At 70.2% G+C, this 14,740-nt stretch carries 12 protein-coding genes; 8 read left to right on the forward strand and 4 right to left on the reverse strand.

The genetic code is table 11. The annotated features are described in order from the left end of the window. Window positions 1-5 precede the first annotated feature (5 nt). On the forward strand, window positions 6-626 hold the full coding sequence (locus INTCA_RS06770; RefSeq protein WP_013492171.1) for a single-stranded DNA-binding protein: 621 nt from the start codon (window positions 6-8) through the stop codon (window positions 624-626). 94 nt (window positions 627-720) lie between these two features. Then, complete coding sequence (gene ettA / locus INTCA_RS06775; protein ID WP_041307365.1) at window positions 721-2,403, forward strand: energy-dependent translational throttle protein EttA; 1,683 nt, start codon at window positions 721-723, stop codon at window positions 2,401-2,403. Here the strand turns inward: ettA and INTCA_RS06780 are convergent. Continuing rightward, entirely contained in the window at window positions 2,379-3,512 is a 1,134-nt protein-coding gene (locus tag INTCA_RS06780; protein WP_041307367.1) for an NAD(P)-binding domain-containing protein, read from the reverse strand. The two genes, ettA and INTCA_RS06780, sit on opposite strands and share 25 nt — an antisense overlap. 99 nt (window positions 3,513-3,611) lie before the next feature. Then, window positions 3,612-5,045 carry a MocR-like transcription factor YczR gene (gene yczR, locus INTCA_RS06785; protein ID WP_013492174.1) on the reverse strand — a complete coding sequence of 478 codons (1,434 nt, stop codon included), beginning with the start codon at window positions 5,043-5,045 and terminating at the stop codon, window positions 3,612-3,614. Window positions 5,046-5,107: 62 nt separating this feature from the next. On the opposite strand from yczR, the gene yczE reads away from it, so the two are divergent. Beyond that, the gene (yczE, locus tag INTCA_RS06790; RefSeq protein WP_013492175.1) at window positions 5,108-5,794 is read left to right on the forward strand and encodes a membrane protein YczE; all 687 of its coding nucleotides are present in this window, start codon (window positions 5,108-5,110) and stop codon (window positions 5,792-5,794) included. A gap of 9 nt (window positions 5,795-5,803) precedes the next feature. Continuing rightward, on the forward strand, window positions 5,804-6,721 hold the full coding sequence (locus INTCA_RS06795; RefSeq protein WP_013492176.1) for an LLM class F420-dependent oxidoreductase: 918 nt from the start codon (window positions 5,804-5,806) through the stop codon (window positions 6,719-6,721). Here INTCA_RS06795 and INTCA_RS06800 read toward each other — a convergent pair. Beyond that, window positions 6,702-7,238: a 2'-5' RNA ligase family protein gene (locus INTCA_RS06800; RefSeq protein WP_244859881.1), complete on the reverse strand. Its 537-nt coding sequence runs from the start codon at window positions 7,236-7,238 to the stop codon at window positions 6,702-6,704. The two genes, INTCA_RS06795 and INTCA_RS06800, sit on opposite strands and share 20 nt — an antisense overlap. A gap of 34 nt (window positions 7,239-7,272) precedes the next feature. After that, window positions 7,273-7,884: a TetR/AcrR family transcriptional regulator gene (locus INTCA_RS06805; RefSeq protein WP_013492178.1), complete on the reverse strand. Its 612-nt coding sequence runs from the start codon at window positions 7,882-7,884 to the stop codon at window positions 7,273-7,275. A 73-nt stretch (window positions 7,885-7,957) separates the two neighbouring features. On the opposite strand from INTCA_RS06805, the gene INTCA_RS06810 reads away from it, so the two are divergent. From INTCA_RS06810 to treY, 4 genes are all read left to right on the forward strand, one after another. Continuing rightward, the gene (locus tag INTCA_RS06810; protein ID WP_013492179.1) at window positions 7,958-9,103 is read left to right on the forward strand and encodes an acyl-CoA dehydrogenase family protein; all 1,146 of its coding nucleotides are present in this window, start codon (window positions 7,958-7,960) and stop codon (window positions 9,101-9,103) included. Further along, window positions 9,103-9,861 carry an SDR family oxidoreductase gene (locus tag INTCA_RS06815; protein WP_013492180.1) on the forward strand — a complete coding sequence of 253 codons (759 nt, stop codon included), beginning with the start codon at window positions 9,103-9,105 and terminating at the stop codon, window positions 9,859-9,861. The genes INTCA_RS06810 and INTCA_RS06815 overlap by 1 nt, the downstream gene beginning before the upstream one ends. Before the next feature lie 282 nt (window positions 9,862-10,143). Then, window positions 10,144-12,279 carry a glycogen debranching protein GlgX gene (glgX, locus tag INTCA_RS06820; RefSeq protein ID WP_013492181.1) on the forward strand — a complete coding sequence of 712 codons (2,136 nt, stop codon included), beginning with the start codon at window positions 10,144-10,146 and terminating at the stop codon, window positions 12,277-12,279. Further along, a complete protein-coding gene (gene treY / locus INTCA_RS06825; protein WP_013492182.1) occupies window positions 12,276-14,738 on the forward strand; it encodes a malto-oligosyltrehalose synthase in 2,463 nt (820 codons plus the stop codon). The genes glgX and treY overlap by 4 nt, the downstream gene beginning before the upstream one ends. Window positions 14,739-14,740: the final 2 nt, after the last annotated feature.

The following is a 14,740-nucleotide window of genomic DNA, read 5'->3' on the forward strand; positions in this document are numbered from 1 at the left end:
CCAGCATGAACGACATCCGCGTCACTGTTCACGGCAACGTCGTGAACGACCCCATCACCAGGCCCGGTCGAAACGGCAGCGTGTTCACGACCTTCAGGGTCGGGACCACGCCCTATCGGCGCAACGGCGACGGCAAGTTCGTCGACCTGGACACGAGCTTCTACAACGTGATCGCCTTCAACGCCCTGGCGGCGAATGCCGGGCAGTCCCTCCTGAAGGGTCAGCCGGTCGTCATCGAGGGGAAGCTCTCGTCGAGGTCCTACATCGGCAGCGACGGGGTCAGCCGGACCTCCGCGGAGATCGAGGCGGACCACATCGGCCATGACCTCCGCTGGGGCCGTGCCTCCTTCCTCAGACTGAGCAAGGCGGCTGCGCTCGGCCTCGACCCCGCGTCGGAGGTCGAGGTCCGCAACGCGGTCGCCACGATGAACGGCGGCGGGGAACCGGGTGGCGAACCCACAGGCTTCGGGGCCGGTCGACCGGCGAACGTGGACGCCAACGGCGTGCTCCACGGTGACCTCGCCCTGGACGAGGGTGGGCCCGGGTCAGCCGAGGACCTGGGGTGTGACGGTGTTCCCGGCGACCCGGAGACGGACGACTACACCGTGGAGGAGCCGGCGGCGTGAATGGCTGAGGAGGCTGGCGAGACGCCCGTTCCGTGCCGTCCGGCTCAACCGGACGGATTCGGTGAGCGGGCGGATCGCAGATAGCCTTCTGCGCATGGCCGAGTACATCTACACCATGACCCGGGCGCGCAAGGCGCACAACGAGAAGGTCATCCTCGATGACGTCTCCATGTCGTTCTACCCGGGCGCGAAGATCGGCATGGTCGGCCCGAACGGCGCCGGCAAGTCGACGATCCTCAAGATCATGGCCGGACTCGACCAGCCCTCGAACGGTGAGGCGCGGCTCGCTGCCGGTGCCACCGTGGGGATCCTGCTCCAGGAGCCCCCGCTGAACGAGGAGAAGACCGTCCTCGGCAACGTCGAGGAGGGCGCGGGCGAGATCAAGGCCAAGCTCGACCGCTACAACGAGATCAGCGCCGAGATGGCCGACCCGGACGCCGACTTCGACGCACTCCTCCAGGAGATGGGCAAGCTCCAGGAGCAGATCGACCACGCCGACGCGTGGGACCTCGACAACCAGCTCGAACAAGCGATGGACGCCCTGCGCTGTCCGCCCCCGGACCTGCCCGTCACCAACCTGTCCGGCGGTGAGCGTCGGCGCGTGGCGCTCTGCAAGCTGCTCCTCCAGAAGCCGGACCTGCTCCTGCTGGACGAGCCGACGAACCACCTTGACGCTGAGTCGGTCCAGTGGCTCGAGCAGCACCTCGAGAGCTACCCGGGCGCCGTCATCGCGGTCACCCACGACCGCTATTTCCTCGACCACGTCGCGCAATGGATCGCCGAGGTCGACCGCGGCCGGCTCTACCCGTACGAGGGCAATTACTCGACCTACCTGGAGAAGAAGTCTGAGCGCCTCCAGATCCAGGGCAAGAAGGACGCCAAGCTCGCCAAGCGGCTCAAGAGCGAGCTCGAGTGGGTCCGCTCCAACGCCAAGGGCCGCCAGGCCAAGTCCAAGGCCCGACTCGGACGCTACGAGGAGATGGCGGCGGAGGCCGAGCGCACCCGCAAGCTCGACTTCGAGGAGATCCAGATCCCGCCGGGTCCCCGGCTCGGCTCAGTGGTCATCGAGGTCAGGAACCTCCGCAAGGGTTTCGGCGACCGGCTCCTCATCGACGGCCTCTCCTTCACCCTCCCGCGCAACGGCATCGTCGGGGTCATCGGTCCGAACGGGGTCGGCAAGACGACGCTCTTCAAGACGATCGTCGGTCTCGAGCAGCCGGATGCCGGGGAGGTCAAGGTCGGCGAGACGGTCCAGATCTCCTACGTCGACCAGGCCAGGGCCGGCATCGACCCGAAGAAGACGCTGTGGGAGGTCGTCTCGGACGGGCTCGACCACATCAAGGTCGGCAACGTCGAGATCCCGTCGCGTGCCTACGTGTCGCAGTTCGGCTTCAAGGGGCCCGACCAGCAGAAGCCGGCCGGCGTCCTCTCCGGCGGTGAGCGCAACCGCCTCAACCTGGCCCTCACCCTCAAGCAGGGTGGCAACCTCCTGCTGCTCGACGAGCCGACGAACGACCTCGACGTCGAGACCCTCGGTTCGCTCGAGAACGCGCTCCTGGAGTTCCCGGGCTGCGCCGTGGTCATCTCCCACGACCGGTGGTTCCTCGACCGCGTCGCGACGCACATCCTGGCCTACGAGGGTGACGACGAGAACCCGGCGAAGTGGTACTGGTTCGAGGGCAACTTCGACTCCTACGAGGCCAACAAGGTCGAGCGACTCGGTGCTGACGCCGCGCGCCCGCACCGGGTCACCTACCGCAAGCTGACCCGCGACTGATCGTCGGTCGGCGCCGGGGGCGGCTCCATGCTCCCGAGCCATCGCGCGAGCGTGGCGACCGCGGCCCGTCCGGCCCGGTTGGCCCCGATCGTCGATGACGACGGCCCGTACCCGACCAGGTGCACCCTCGGCTCACCGGCGACCTGCGTACCGTCCATCTCGATGCCGCCGCCGGGGGAGCGTAGGTGGAGGGGGGCGAGATGGTCCAGGGCGGCCCGGAAACCAGTGGCCCAGAGGATCACGTCAGCTGCCAGGAAGCCACCGTCAGCGAGTCGCACCCCGTCGGGTTCGATGCCGGCGAACATCGGCCGTCGGTGGAGCACCCCACGTTGCGCTGCCGCGCGGAGGACGGGCGTCCAGATCAGGCCGGTGACGGAGACGACGCTCTGGGGAGGCAGCCCCTGACGGACGCGCTCCTCGACGAGCGCGACCGCGTCGTGCCCGGCCTGCGGTGTGAACTCGTCCTCACGCCAGACCGGCTCGCGGCGCGTGAACCATGACGTCGAGGTCACCTGCGAGATCTCGTCGAGGAGCTGGACGGCGGAGATCCCCCCGCCGACGACGATGACGTGCTGACCACGGAACTCCTCGGCCGAGGAGTAGTCAGCGACGTGGAGCTGCCGCCCCCGGAAGGCGGCCTGCCCGGGATAGATGGGCCAGAACGGCTTGGTCCACGTCCCGGTCGCGTTGATCAGGCCCCGGGTGCTCCAGCTGCCGTGGTCCGTCTCGACGAGGAGCCGCCCGCGCGGGTCCGTGTCGTGACGCTGGACTGCCGTCACGCGGACCGGGCGGATGATGTGGAGCCCGAGGTCTCGCTCGTAGTCGCCGAAGTACCGGGTGAGGAACTCCGAGCTCGCTTCGCACGGATCCACCTCGGGCTGCGCCACCCCGGGCAGGTCACTGATCCCGTTGACGGTCGACATCCGGAGCGACCGCCAGCGGTGCCGCCAAGCCCCGCCAGGGCCCGCCTCCGAGTCGAGGACCGCATAGCGTCGGCCATCGAACCCTGAGCTGGCCGCCTCGAAGCCGCGTCGGCGCAGGTGGTAGGCGGCGGAGAGACCGGCCTGCCCGGCCCCGATGACGAGGACGTCCACCCGCTGCGATGTCACTCCAGCAGTGTGGCACTGGGGCCGGGCTGGGCGTCGCGGCGGACTTTCTACCGTGCCCGAGTTGAGCATCGAACCCGCCCCTCTTCTCGCAGAGCCCGCTCAGGCGACGAGCGGAGTCGCCGGCTCGCGGGTGGAGCGGCTCTCGAGGGCCATGGTCCAGGCGTTGGCCAGGCGGCGTCCCACATCGTCCGCCTCGTCCGCGGGGACGCTGTAGGGGATGCGGACGAATCGGTCCATCCCACCGTCGGTGCCGAACTGGGCTCCTCGGGCGAGGCGGACGCCGGCCGCCTCGCCCACCCGGCTCAGCGCGTCTCCCCGGTCGACCGGTAGCTCACACCAGAGGTTGAGGCCCCCGGGAGGGACGGCAAAGCGCCAGTCCGGTACGTGGGTGCGGAGAGCGGCGACCATGGCATCGCGGCGTCGTCGGGCCTCGGCGCGACGGTCGTCGAGGAGGGTGCGGCCGGAGCGGAGCAGCTCGACCAGGACGAGCTGCTCGAGGACGGCGGTGCCGAGGTCCAGGCTGTGCCGGGCCTCGAGGATGGGCGCGACGAGGGCGTGCGGCGCCCGCACCCAGCCCACCCGCAGGCCGCCCCACCACGCCTTACCCGAGCTCCCGAGGGTGATCGCCTCAGGGGAGGAAGCGGCGAACGGGGCCGGTGGAGCGGTGTCGAGTCCGAGCTCGACGAAGGTCTCGTCGATGACCGGTGTGCTGCCGGTCCGTCGGAGGACCTGCGAGGTCGACACCCGCTCGTCGCTCGACATGAGGCGCCCGGTCGGGTTCTGGAAGTCGGGAACGAGGTAGGCCAGGCGAGCACCGCCCTGCCTGAGCGCGAGCTCGAGGTGCTCGGGGTCCCAGCCCAGCGGGTCGATGGGGAAGGGGACGGGGCGCAGGCTCGAACGTCGCACGCCGACGATGGCGTTGGGGTACGTCGGGGTCTCCAGGAGCACCCGGTCGCCCGGGTCGAGGACGGCACGGAGGACGGCCGAGAGAGCGGCGTGGGCTCCGCCCGTGATGACGATGTCGCCCGGGTCGGTCGGGAGGCCGCGGCCCTCGTACCACCCAGCGAGCGCCTCACGGAGCTCGGGCAGGCCCCGCGGGTGGTACCCGGAGGTGGCCAGGTGCCGAGGCAGGTGCTCGAGCGCCCGCTCGTAGGCGGCGGTCAGTCCGGCCGCCGCGGGGAGCACGGCGTAGGTCAGGTCGATGACGTCGTCGGGGACGTCGCTGGGGACCAGTCCGGCTCGCGACAGGGCGAGACCTGAGCGGTCCTCCGGGAGAGCGGTGACGCTGCCGGAGCCGCGACGTGTGACGATGAAGCCCTCCGCCCGCAGCACGTCGAAGGCCGCACCCACCGTGGTGCGACTCAGGCCGAGCTGTGACATCAGGGCCCGTTCGCTCGGCAGCCGGGTGTCGACGAGGATGCGGCCGTCGGCGATGAGCCGACGGAGGCCGGCGGCCAGGCTCCGGTAGGCGGGCCGGGCCAGACGATCCGGGCCCAGCAGCTGGTCGACGGTGCGGGCGGAGAGCGTTCGCATGCGGTCCACTCTGACACAACTGGCTATGGAAAGTAAGGCCAATCTGACCGATCGTGGAGCCCATGCGTCGTTCCGTCCCCCTGCTCAACCTCTCGCCCCGTGACCAGCTGCGGGCGGGGCGGCTCCCACGCCGCCTCGCTCAGCTGCTCTTCGGCCTGACGCTCTACGGGGTGTCGATGGCCATGATGCTGCGGGCGACGCTCGGCCTCGACCCGTGGGATGTCTTCCATGCCGGCATCACCCTTCGGCTGCCGCTCACCTTCGGACAGGTGACCATCGTCGTCGGGGCGCTCGTCCTGCTCCTGTGGATCCCGCTGCGGCAGTGGCCGGGGCTGGGCACGCTGGCCAATGTCGTGGTGATCGGGCTGGCTGCCGACGCGGGACTGGCGATGATCGGCACGCCGTCCGGACTGGCAGCCCAGGTGGGTCAGCTCGTTGCCGGCCTCGTCCTCAACGGTCTCGCCGGGGGCCTCTACATCGGCAGCCAGCTCGGACCCGGGCCCCGCGACGGCCTCATGACCGGGGTTGCCGGGCGCACCGGGCTCAGCATCCGCCTCGTGCGCACCGGTCTGGAGCTGACGGTGCTCGCGGCGGGGTGGCTGCTCGGAGGGCCCGTCGGGTTGGGCACCGTGCTCTACGCCGTGTCGATCGGCCCGCTGGTCCAGTTCTTCCTCCCGCGCGTGACCGTGTCGCTCACGGCGCAGCCGCACCCCACTCGGCCCCTCTCGGAGTGCCCGGCGACCTCGTAGGATCGAACCATGCGACTGGGTCTCCAGGTTTCCCACTTCAGCTGGCCGGGTGCGCCCGCGTCGATCGGTCCGACCTTCGGTCGGATCGCCCGCGATGCGGAGGCGGCGGGGATGGCCTCGTTGTGGGTGATGGACCACTTCTTCCAGATCCGGGGGATCGGGCCGCCGGAGCTGGAGATGCTCGAGGCCTACACGACGCTCGGTTTCGCAGCGGCGCAGACCTCGCGCATCGAGCTCGGCGCCCTGGTCACGGGCGTGACCTACCGCCACCCGGGGATCCTCGCCAAGACCGTGACCACCCTCGATGTCCTTTCCGGCGGCCGGGCCTGGCTCGGCATCGGCGCTGCCTGGAACGAGGAGGAGCACCGCGGACTCGGCGTCCCCTTCCCGCCCGTCGCAGAACGGTTCGAGCGGCTTGACGAGACCCTCCGGATCGTCCGTCAGATGTTCGCCGGTGACGACGGACCGTTCCACGGCCGGCACTACACGCTCGAGCGGACGCTCAACAGCCCCCAACCCGTTCGTCGCCCCCGTCCGCCCATCCTCGTCGGTGGCATGGGGCGCCGGAAGACGCTCCGACTCGTGGCGACCCACGCCGACGCCTCCAACTTCTTCGACGTGGGTCCGGACGGGCTGAGAGCGACCTGTGAGCAGCTGCGTGACCACTGTGCGGAGGTCGGGCGGGAGTACGCCGACATCACGAAGACGGTTCTCACCCGGATCAGCCTGTCCGACAGGGGCGGAACCGCGCCCTCGGGCGAGCGGACGATGTCCGTCGCCGAGGCGGTCGACAAGCTCGGAGCCCTGGCGGAGGCGGGCATCGACGACGCCATCCTGGGGATGGGCAACCAGACGGACCCAGAGGTCTACGCGTTGGTCGCCGAGGTCGTCCGCCAGGTCGCCGGCCTCAGGGCCGAAGGCCGCTGACCTCGCCGGCGCCGAGCGGCCAGCTCCACAGCACCCGGCTCCCTCCGGCGGCATACCATGCCAGATCCAGGCGCTCCGCTCGGCACTGGGCCGGGACGAGGTCTCCGAGCCGCCGGCGCGTGGACTCCATCGTGACGGCGTCAGACCGGCCGTCGAGGGCGTCGAGCGTGAGGTGGGGGCGAGCGTCAGGGAACTCAGCGGCATACGGCGGGCACTGCGGGAAGGCCCGCCACAGCTGGCGGGTGAGGGCCCGGAAGGGGCCCTCCGGCTCGGGCACGAGGTGGATGATGCCGTTGGGGAACGTGTCGAGGTCGGCGAGCCGGAACTCGAACGCAGGTGTCGCTCGGGCGATCCGGGCGACCCTGGTGCGAACCCCCTCGTCGACGAGGCGCGGGTGGAGGAAGGGGCCCAGGGCGGTGACGTGTGCGTGCACGAAGCTCGGGTCGGAGGAGACGAGGTCGCGGTCGTAGTGCCGGTAGCGTTCGAGCACGAAGGGCTCCAGCTCGGGGACGGGCACCTGCAGCACCGTGTGCCCCCGGCTCACCCGCGGGTCACGGGTGTCCGGCGCCGACGAGGCGCAGTGCGAGCGCGGCATTGGTCTCGCCGATCTCCTGCGGCGTGCGCTTGATGGTCGGGGAGTACCAGCGTGCGACGTCGACGGCCATCGACAGGAGGGCGAGGGCGGTGTCGCCGATGTCGTCCACGTGGAAGTCGCCTGCGGCGACACCACGCTCGAGCACCTGGCGGATCTGGGCGTCGATGTCCTTGCGCAGCCCCAGGACGACCGCGCGGTGCTCCGGAGTGAGGTGCTGGTGCTCGTACTGGACGACCTTGGCGAGCTGGTACTGCTCGGCGTGCCAGGCGGAGAACCGGTTCATCGCCACGGCGAGCCGCTCGGCCGACCCCTCGACGCCCTCGAGGGCGTCACGAAGCAGCTGCAGCGCCGACTGGTGCCCGCTCCGGCTCAGGTTGAAGAGCAGGTCCTCCTTCGAACCGAAGTGGACGTACACGCCTGCGGGGGAGAGGCCCGCGCCGGAGGCGATGTCCCGCGTCGTCGTGGCGTGGAAGCCCTTCTCGGCGAAGGCGTGCGCCGCCGCCTCCATGAGCCGGTCGACGGTGGTCGCATCCCGCGCGGGCTGGGGCGGGCTCGTCGAGGTCAGCACGTTGACAGCATGCCCCAGAGAGGCGAGACTAAGCAAGCGCTTAGTTACCCGTGAGTTCAGGCTGGGAGGCCCGATGCCCCGCAACATCTACGACGACGACCACGAGGCCTTGCGAGCGTCCGCGCGCGAGTTCATCGACCGGGTCATGCGACCGCGGGCCGAGGAGATGATCGAGCTCAAGTCGATCCCGCGCGACATCTGGCAGGAGGCCGGCAAGCAGGGCTTCTTCGGCTTCGACATCCCCGAGGAATACGGCGGTGCCGGGGTCGACGACTACCGCTTCAACGCGGTCGTCGCCGAGGAGTGGGCGCGGTTCAACATGGCCACGAGCTCGTGCTTCGGCATCCACGCCGACGTGTGTCCGCCCTACGTCGTCGACCTCGGCACCGACGAGCAGAAGCAGCGCTGGCTCCCTGGGATCGCGAGCGGCGAGCTCATCATCGCCATCGCCATGACCGAGCCCTCGGGTGGCTCGGACCTTGCCGCGCTCAAGACCACCGCCGTGCGCGACGGCGACGACTGGGTCCTCAACGGCTCCAAGACCTTCATCACCAACGGCTACCAGGCCGACCTCGTCATCGTCGCCGCCCGGACCGACGCGTCCAAGGGCGCCAAGGGCATCACGCTCTTCATGGTCGAGCGGGGCATGGACGGGTTCGTCAACGGCCGCAAGCTCGACAAGGTCGGGATGGACGAGTCCGACACGGCCGAGCTGTTCTTCGACAATGTCCGGGTACCCGACGAGAACCGCCTCGGCGAGGCGGACCTCGGCTTCATCGCGATGATGCAGCGCCTGCCGCAGGAGCGGGTCGGCTCCGCCGTGGCCAACACGGCCCATGCCAAGGCCATCCTCGAGGAGACCATCCAGTACGCCAAGGACCGCAAGGCGTTCGGCCAGTCCATCGGCACCTTCCAGCACAACAAGTTCCTGATCGCCGAGCTCGTCACCAAGATCGAGGTCACCGAGGCGTACGTCGACGACTGCGTCCTCGCGCACTCGAAGAAGGAGCTGACCGCCATCGACGCCGCGAAGGCGAAGTGGTGGAGCTCCCAGGTCCAGAACGACGTGCTCGACTCCTGCGTGCAGCTGCACGGCGGTTACGGGTTCATGAACGAGTACCGGGTCGCCCGGGCCTGGCGGGACGCCCGCGTCACGAAGATCTGGGCGGGGTCGAACGAGATCATGAAGGAGCTCATCGGCCGGGACCTCGGCTTCTGATGGGGGCGCACGAAGGCGCGGTCGCCATCGTCACAGGAGCGAGTCGCGGGATCGGCCTCGGCATCGCCGCCCGCCTCGTCGCCGAGGGCGCGAAGGTCGTCATCACGGCGCGCAAGCCGGAGCCGCTCGCCGAGGCCGTGGCCTCGCTGGGTGGTTCCGCCCACGCCGTCGGGATCGCGGGCAACGCCGCGGACGGGGACCACCAGGACGAGGTCATCGCCGCCGCCCGGTCCACCTTCGGCGGGCTGCACTACCTCGTCAACAACACCGGGATCAACCCCGTCTACGGGCCGATGCTCGACGCGGACGTCGACGTGGCGCGCAAGGTCCTCGACGTCAACGTCGTCGCCGCGTTCTCGTGGATCAAGAAGGCCGTCGCCAGCGGGCTGGGCGACGAGGCCCACCCCGGTGCGGTGGTCAACCTCGCGTCGATCGCCGGCCAGGGAGCGTCCGGGGTGATCGGCTGGTACGGCGTCTCCAAGGCCGCCCTCATCCACCTGACGACCGAGCTCGGCTACCAGCTCGGCCCGGACGTGCGGGTCAACGCCGTGGCACCCGCCGTCGTCAAGACCAGGTTCGCGGAAGCGCTGTACGAGGGGCGGGAGGAAAAGGTCAGCCGCGCGTACCCGATGAAACGGCTCGGCACGCCCGAGGACATCGCCGGCGCGGTGAGCTTCCTGCTCGGCCCCGACTCAGCGTGGATCACCGGGCAGACGCTGACGATCGACGGCGGCGTGACCCTCGGCGGCGTCTTCTAGAAGCTGGCCAAAGCAGGCCGTATGCCGCTGGGCCGGGTCCGCGCGAGTGCGCGGACCCGGCCCAGCGGGTCAGGATGCGTCAGGGGGTGGGGTTCAGGATCCGTGCCGCGGACCACCGGCTCGGAGCGTGACACGGCGACACGGGGCGGGACGCCGCGCTGGGAGCGAGCCCAGCGGCATACGATCCCTGAGGTCCCCGGCGCGCCGGCACCCCGCCTTGCGCTGGGACCCCGCCATCCGGAGAGAATGGCGTTCGCCCGTTCGCTCGACGAGAGAAGGTCCATGGAGATCTGGCCCGGTCAGGCCTACCCGCTGGGGGCCACCTACGACGGGACCGGCGTGAACTTCGCCGTGTTCTCCGAGGTCGCCGAGCGGGTGGAGCTCTGCCTCATCGACGAGGACCTGGTCGAGACCCGGATCGACCTGCCGGAGGTCGACGGCTTCGTGTGGCACGGCTACGTGCCCTACATCCAGCCCGGCCAGCGCTACGGGTTCCGGGTGCATGGTCCCTACGACCCCGCCCAGGGCCATCGGTCCAACCCGAGCAAGCTGCTGCTCGACCCCTACGCCAAGGCCATCGACGGGCAGACCGACAACCATCCGTCGCTCTTCTCCTACACGTTCGGCAACCCGGACGCGGCGACGACGACAGAGATCAACACGGAGGACAGCCTCGGGCACACGATGCTCTCGGTGGTCACCAACCCCTTCTTCGACTGGGGCAACGACCGTCCGCCCCGGCACGAGTACCACGACACCGTCATCTACGAAGCCCACGTCAAGGGCCTCACCCAGCTTCACCCGGACATCCCCGAGGCGATCCGTGGCACCTACGCCGCCATCGCCCACCCCGCGATGATCGGGCACCTCAAGGGCCTCGGGATCACCGCGATCGAGCTGATGCCGGTGCACCAGTTCGTCCAGGACGCACACCTGCTCGACCGGGGCCTGTCGAACTACTGGGGCTACAACACGATCGGCTTCCTCGCGCCGCACAACGGGTACGCCGCCGGCGGGCAGCCGGGCCAGCAGGTGCTCGAGTTCAAGGCCATGGTCAAGGCGCTGCACGAGGCGGACATCGAGGTCATCCTCGACGTCGTCTACAACCACACCGCCGAGGGCAACCACCTCGGCCCGACGCTGGCCTTCCGCGGGCTCGACAACCACAGCTACTACCGGCTCGTCAGCGACGACCTGGCCCACTACTACGACACGACCGGCACCGGGAACTCCCTCCTCATGCGGAGCCCGCACGTCCTGCAGCTGATCATGGACTCGCTGCGCTACTGGGTCACCGAGATGCACGTCGACGGGTTCCGCTTCGACCTGGCGGCGACGCTCGCCCGCCAGTTCCACGAGGTCGACAAGCTCTCGGCCTTCTTCGACCTCATCCAGCAGGACCCCGTCGTCAGCCAGGTGAAGCTGATCGCCGAGCCCTGGGACGTCGGCGAGGGCGGCTACCAGGTGGGTGGTTTCCCGCCCCTCTGGACCGAGTGGAACGGGAAGTACCGCGACACGGTGCGCGACTACTGGCGCGGCGCCGGCGGAGCGCTCGCGGAGTTCGCCTCCCGGTTCACCGGGTCGAGCGACCTCTACGAGCACTCCGGCCGCAAACCCATCGCGTCGATCAACTTCGTCACGTGCCACGACGGGTTCACCCTGCGCGACCTCGTCTCCTACGACGACAAGCACAACGAGGCCAACGGGGAAGGCGGCGTCGACGGGGAGAGCCACAACCGGTCCTGGAACTGCGGGGTGGAGGGCCCCACGAACGACCGCACGGTCCTCGAGGTCCGGGCCCGCCAGCAACGCAACTTCCTCGCCACCGTGCTCCTGTCCCAGGGCGTGCCGATGATCAGCCACGGCGACGAGCTCGGCCGCACCCAGCTCGGCAACAACAACGGCTACTGCCAGGACAACGAGGTCACGTGGGTCCACTGGGACCTCGACGACGACCAGCAGCGGCTGCTCGCGTTCACCCAGGCGATCATCCGACTGCGCCAGGACAACGCCGTCTTCCGGCGGCGGCGGTTCTTCGCCGGCAGCCCCGACCACGGCGGCGAGAGCGACCTCGGCGACATCGCCTGGTTCATGCCGAACGCGGAGCACATGGACGAGCCGGCCTGGCACAACGCCCTGGCGAAGTCGGTGATGGTCTTCCTCAACGGCTCCGCGATCCCTGAGCCGGACCGGCGCGGCGAGAAGATCCTCGGCGACTCCTTCCTCGTGATGTTCAACGCGCACTCGGAGCCGATCACGTTCTCGCTGCCGGACGAGGAGTACGGGCGGGTGTGGATCCCCGAGGTCGACACCGCCGCGCGCGAGGTGAGTGACGAGGAGCTCGAGCCGGGCTGGCAGATCGAGGTCGACGCCCGCAGCGTCGTGGTGCTGCGCAGCCCGCGGGAGGCCGACGAGTGAGTGCGCCCCGTCGTGTCGTCTCGACCTACCGGCTCCAGCTCGGACCGGACCTCTCGTTCGACGATGCGGCGGCGCAGGTCCGGCAGCTCGCGGACCTCGGCGTGTCCCACCTCTACCTCTCCCCGATCCTCCAGGCGTCTGCGGGGTCGTCGCACGGCTATGACGTCGTGGACCACTCGCGACTCGCCGACGGGCTGGGCGGAACCGCCGGCTTCGATCGCCTCGTCGCGGCTGCGCACGGCGTGGGGCTGGGGCTCGTGGTCGACGTCGTCCCGAACCACATGACGACACCCGTTCCGGTGCTGCTCGCCGCGCCCCTCTGGTCCCTGCTCAAACACGGCGAGGCCTCGCCCTACGCCCCTTGGTTCGACATCGACTGGGCCGCCCAGGACGGGAAGGTCCTGTGGCCCGTTCTCGGCGACTCGCTGGCGACGGTGCTCGCCGCGGGCGACCTGGTCGTCGACCGGATCGAGGGCGAGAGGGGGGTCGAGGCCGTCCTGCGCTACTTCGACCACGTCCTCCCGCTCGCACCGCGCTCCCAACCCGGCGACGACGTTGGCCGTATGCCGCTGGGCTCGCTTCTCGCACAGCAGCACTACCGCTTGGCGTCCTGGCGCGAGGCGAGCTCAGCCCTCAACTATCGTCGCTTCTTCGACGTGACCTCGCTCATCGCGCTCCGCGTGGAGGACCCGGGCGTCTTCGACGCGACGCACCGCGTCATCATCGAGGCAGTGCGCAACGGTCAGGTCGACGGGCTGCGCATCGACCACCCGGACGGTCTCGCGGACCCGCGTGGCTACCTCCAGCGGCTCTCGGAGGCCACAGGGGATGCGTGGACCGTGGTCGAGAAGATCCTCGAAGGGGAGGAGCGACTGCCCCACGACTGGGACTGCGCGGGCACGACCGGCTACGACGCGCTGTTCCGGGTCGGCGGCCTCTTCGTCGACCCTCGGGGGAGCGAGCCGCTCACCGTGCTGTCGGAGGAGCTCCTCGGTGACCACCAGGACCTCGCGGCAATGAGCTCGGACGCGAAGCGGCACGTCGTCTCGTCAGTCCTCGTGGCGGAGGTCGAGCGGCTCGTGCGGGCGCTCCGCCGCGCGCTCCCCGGGATCCCGGCCGCGTCGGCCCGCCGCACCCTCGAGGCGCTGCTGGTCGGGATGGACCGCTACCGGATCTACGTCCACCCCGGCGAGCCGGCCGGTCCGGAGGCGGGCCGCGAGCTCTCGTCGGCGGCGACGCGCGGCGCTGCTGCGCTGGGCCAGCCGCTCGAGCCCACGGTCGTCGATGCGGTGGTCGACCTCGCACTCGGCCGGGCGGCAGGGGTGGCGGACCGCACTGCGGAGTCGGACTTCATCACGAGGTTCCAGCAGACCTGCGGTCCGGTCATGGCCAAGGCGGTCGAGGACACGACGTTCTACCGGTTCGTCCGGCTCGTCGCGCTCAACGAGGTCGGTGGCGACCCGGCGCACTTCGGGGTGTCGGCGACCGACTTCCACGCTTTCGCAGAACGACTGGCGAGCGAGTGGCCGATGACCATGACGACCCTGTCGACCCACGACACGAAGCGCTCGGAGGACGTCCGGGCCCGGCTCGCCGTCCTCGCCGAACGCCCGCAGGAGTGGGCCGCGTGGGTGCGCCGGGCGCGGGGCTTGGCCGACGCCCATCGGCATGGCAACGTCGACGCCCTCACGGAGTACTTCCTGTGGCAGAACGTCGTCGGGGCCTGGCCGGTCGACGCCGACCGTCTCGCGGCGTACGCGACCAAAGCGGCCCGCGAGGCCAAGCTCCACACGTCATGGGTTGACGGCGATCCCGCTTACGAGGAGGTGGTCAGCCAGTTCGCCGCGGGGATCACCGGCGACGCCGCCGTGGGGCGGCACGTCGAGGACTGGCTGGTGCAGACTCACGTCGAGAGCCGAGCCAACATCCTCGGGCAGAAGGCCGTCCAGCTGCTGATGCCGGGCGTCCCCGACGTCTACCAAGGAACCCAGCTGGTGGACCTGTCGCTCGTCGACCCGGACAACCGCCGGCCCGTCGACCAGGCCGACCGGGCACGGCGCCTCAGCCGTCTGGACGGGGGTGGCCTCCCCACCGACCTCAGCGACGAGAAGCTCCTGGTGACCGCCGCCGCCCTTCGGTTGCGTCGCGAGCGCCCTGACACCTTCGTCGGCGAGCGCGCCGGCTATGAGCCGCTCCCTTCCTCGAGCGAGCACCTGGTCGGCTTCCGACGGGGCGACCGTGGGGGTGCGGATGTCTGCGTCCTGGTGACTCGACTGGCGGGGCGGCTCCGCGACCGTGGCGGCTGGGGGGATGAGGTCGTCACCCTTCCGACCGGCCGGTGGCGAGACCGTCTGAGTGCCAAGGTCGTCCATGGGGGCGACGTTCCGCTCAGCGAGGTCCTCCCGCATCCCGGGTGGCCCGTCGCCGTCCTGGTGCGCGACGACGGAAGGAGCAGCTGAGC

Origin of the sequence: Intrasporangium calvum DSM 43043, from assembly GCF_000184685.1 — a bacterium.
Taxonomy (GTDB): domain Bacteria; phylum Actinomycetota; class Actinomycetes; order Actinomycetales; family Dermatophilaceae; genus Intrasporangium; species Intrasporangium calvum.

Bases quoted from the DNA above. Each gene is read 5' to 3' on its own strand.
- glgX (WP_013492181.1), top strand. From the start codon at position 10,144: ATGGAGATCTGGCCCGGTCAGGCCTACCCGCTGGGGGCCACCTACGAC.
- INTCA_RS06770 (WP_013492171.1), top strand. From the start codon at position 6: ATGAACGACATCCGCGTCACTGTTCACGGCAACGTCGTGAACGACCCC.
- yczR (WP_013492174.1), bottom strand. From the start codon at position 5,045: ATGCGAACGCTCTCCGCCCGCACCGTCGACCAGCTGCTGGGCCCGGAT.
- INTCA_RS06815 (WP_013492180.1), top strand. From the start codon at position 9,103: ATGGGGGCGCACGAAGGCGCGGTCGCCATCGTCACAGGAGCGAGTCGC.
- yczE (WP_013492175.1), top strand. From the start codon at position 5,108: ATGCGTCGTTCCGTCCCCCTGCTCAACCTCTCGCCCCGTGACCAGCTG.
- ettA (WP_041307365.1), top strand. From the start codon at position 721: ATGGCCGAGTACATCTACACCATGACCCGGGCGCGCAAGGCGCACAAC.
- INTCA_RS06810 (WP_013492179.1), top strand. From the start codon at position 7,958: ATGCCCCGCAACATCTACGACGACGACCACGAGGCCTTGCGAGCGTCC.
- INTCA_RS06795 (WP_013492176.1), top strand. From the start codon at position 5,804: ATGCGACTGGGTCTCCAGGTTTCCCACTTCAGCTGGCCGGGTGCGCCC.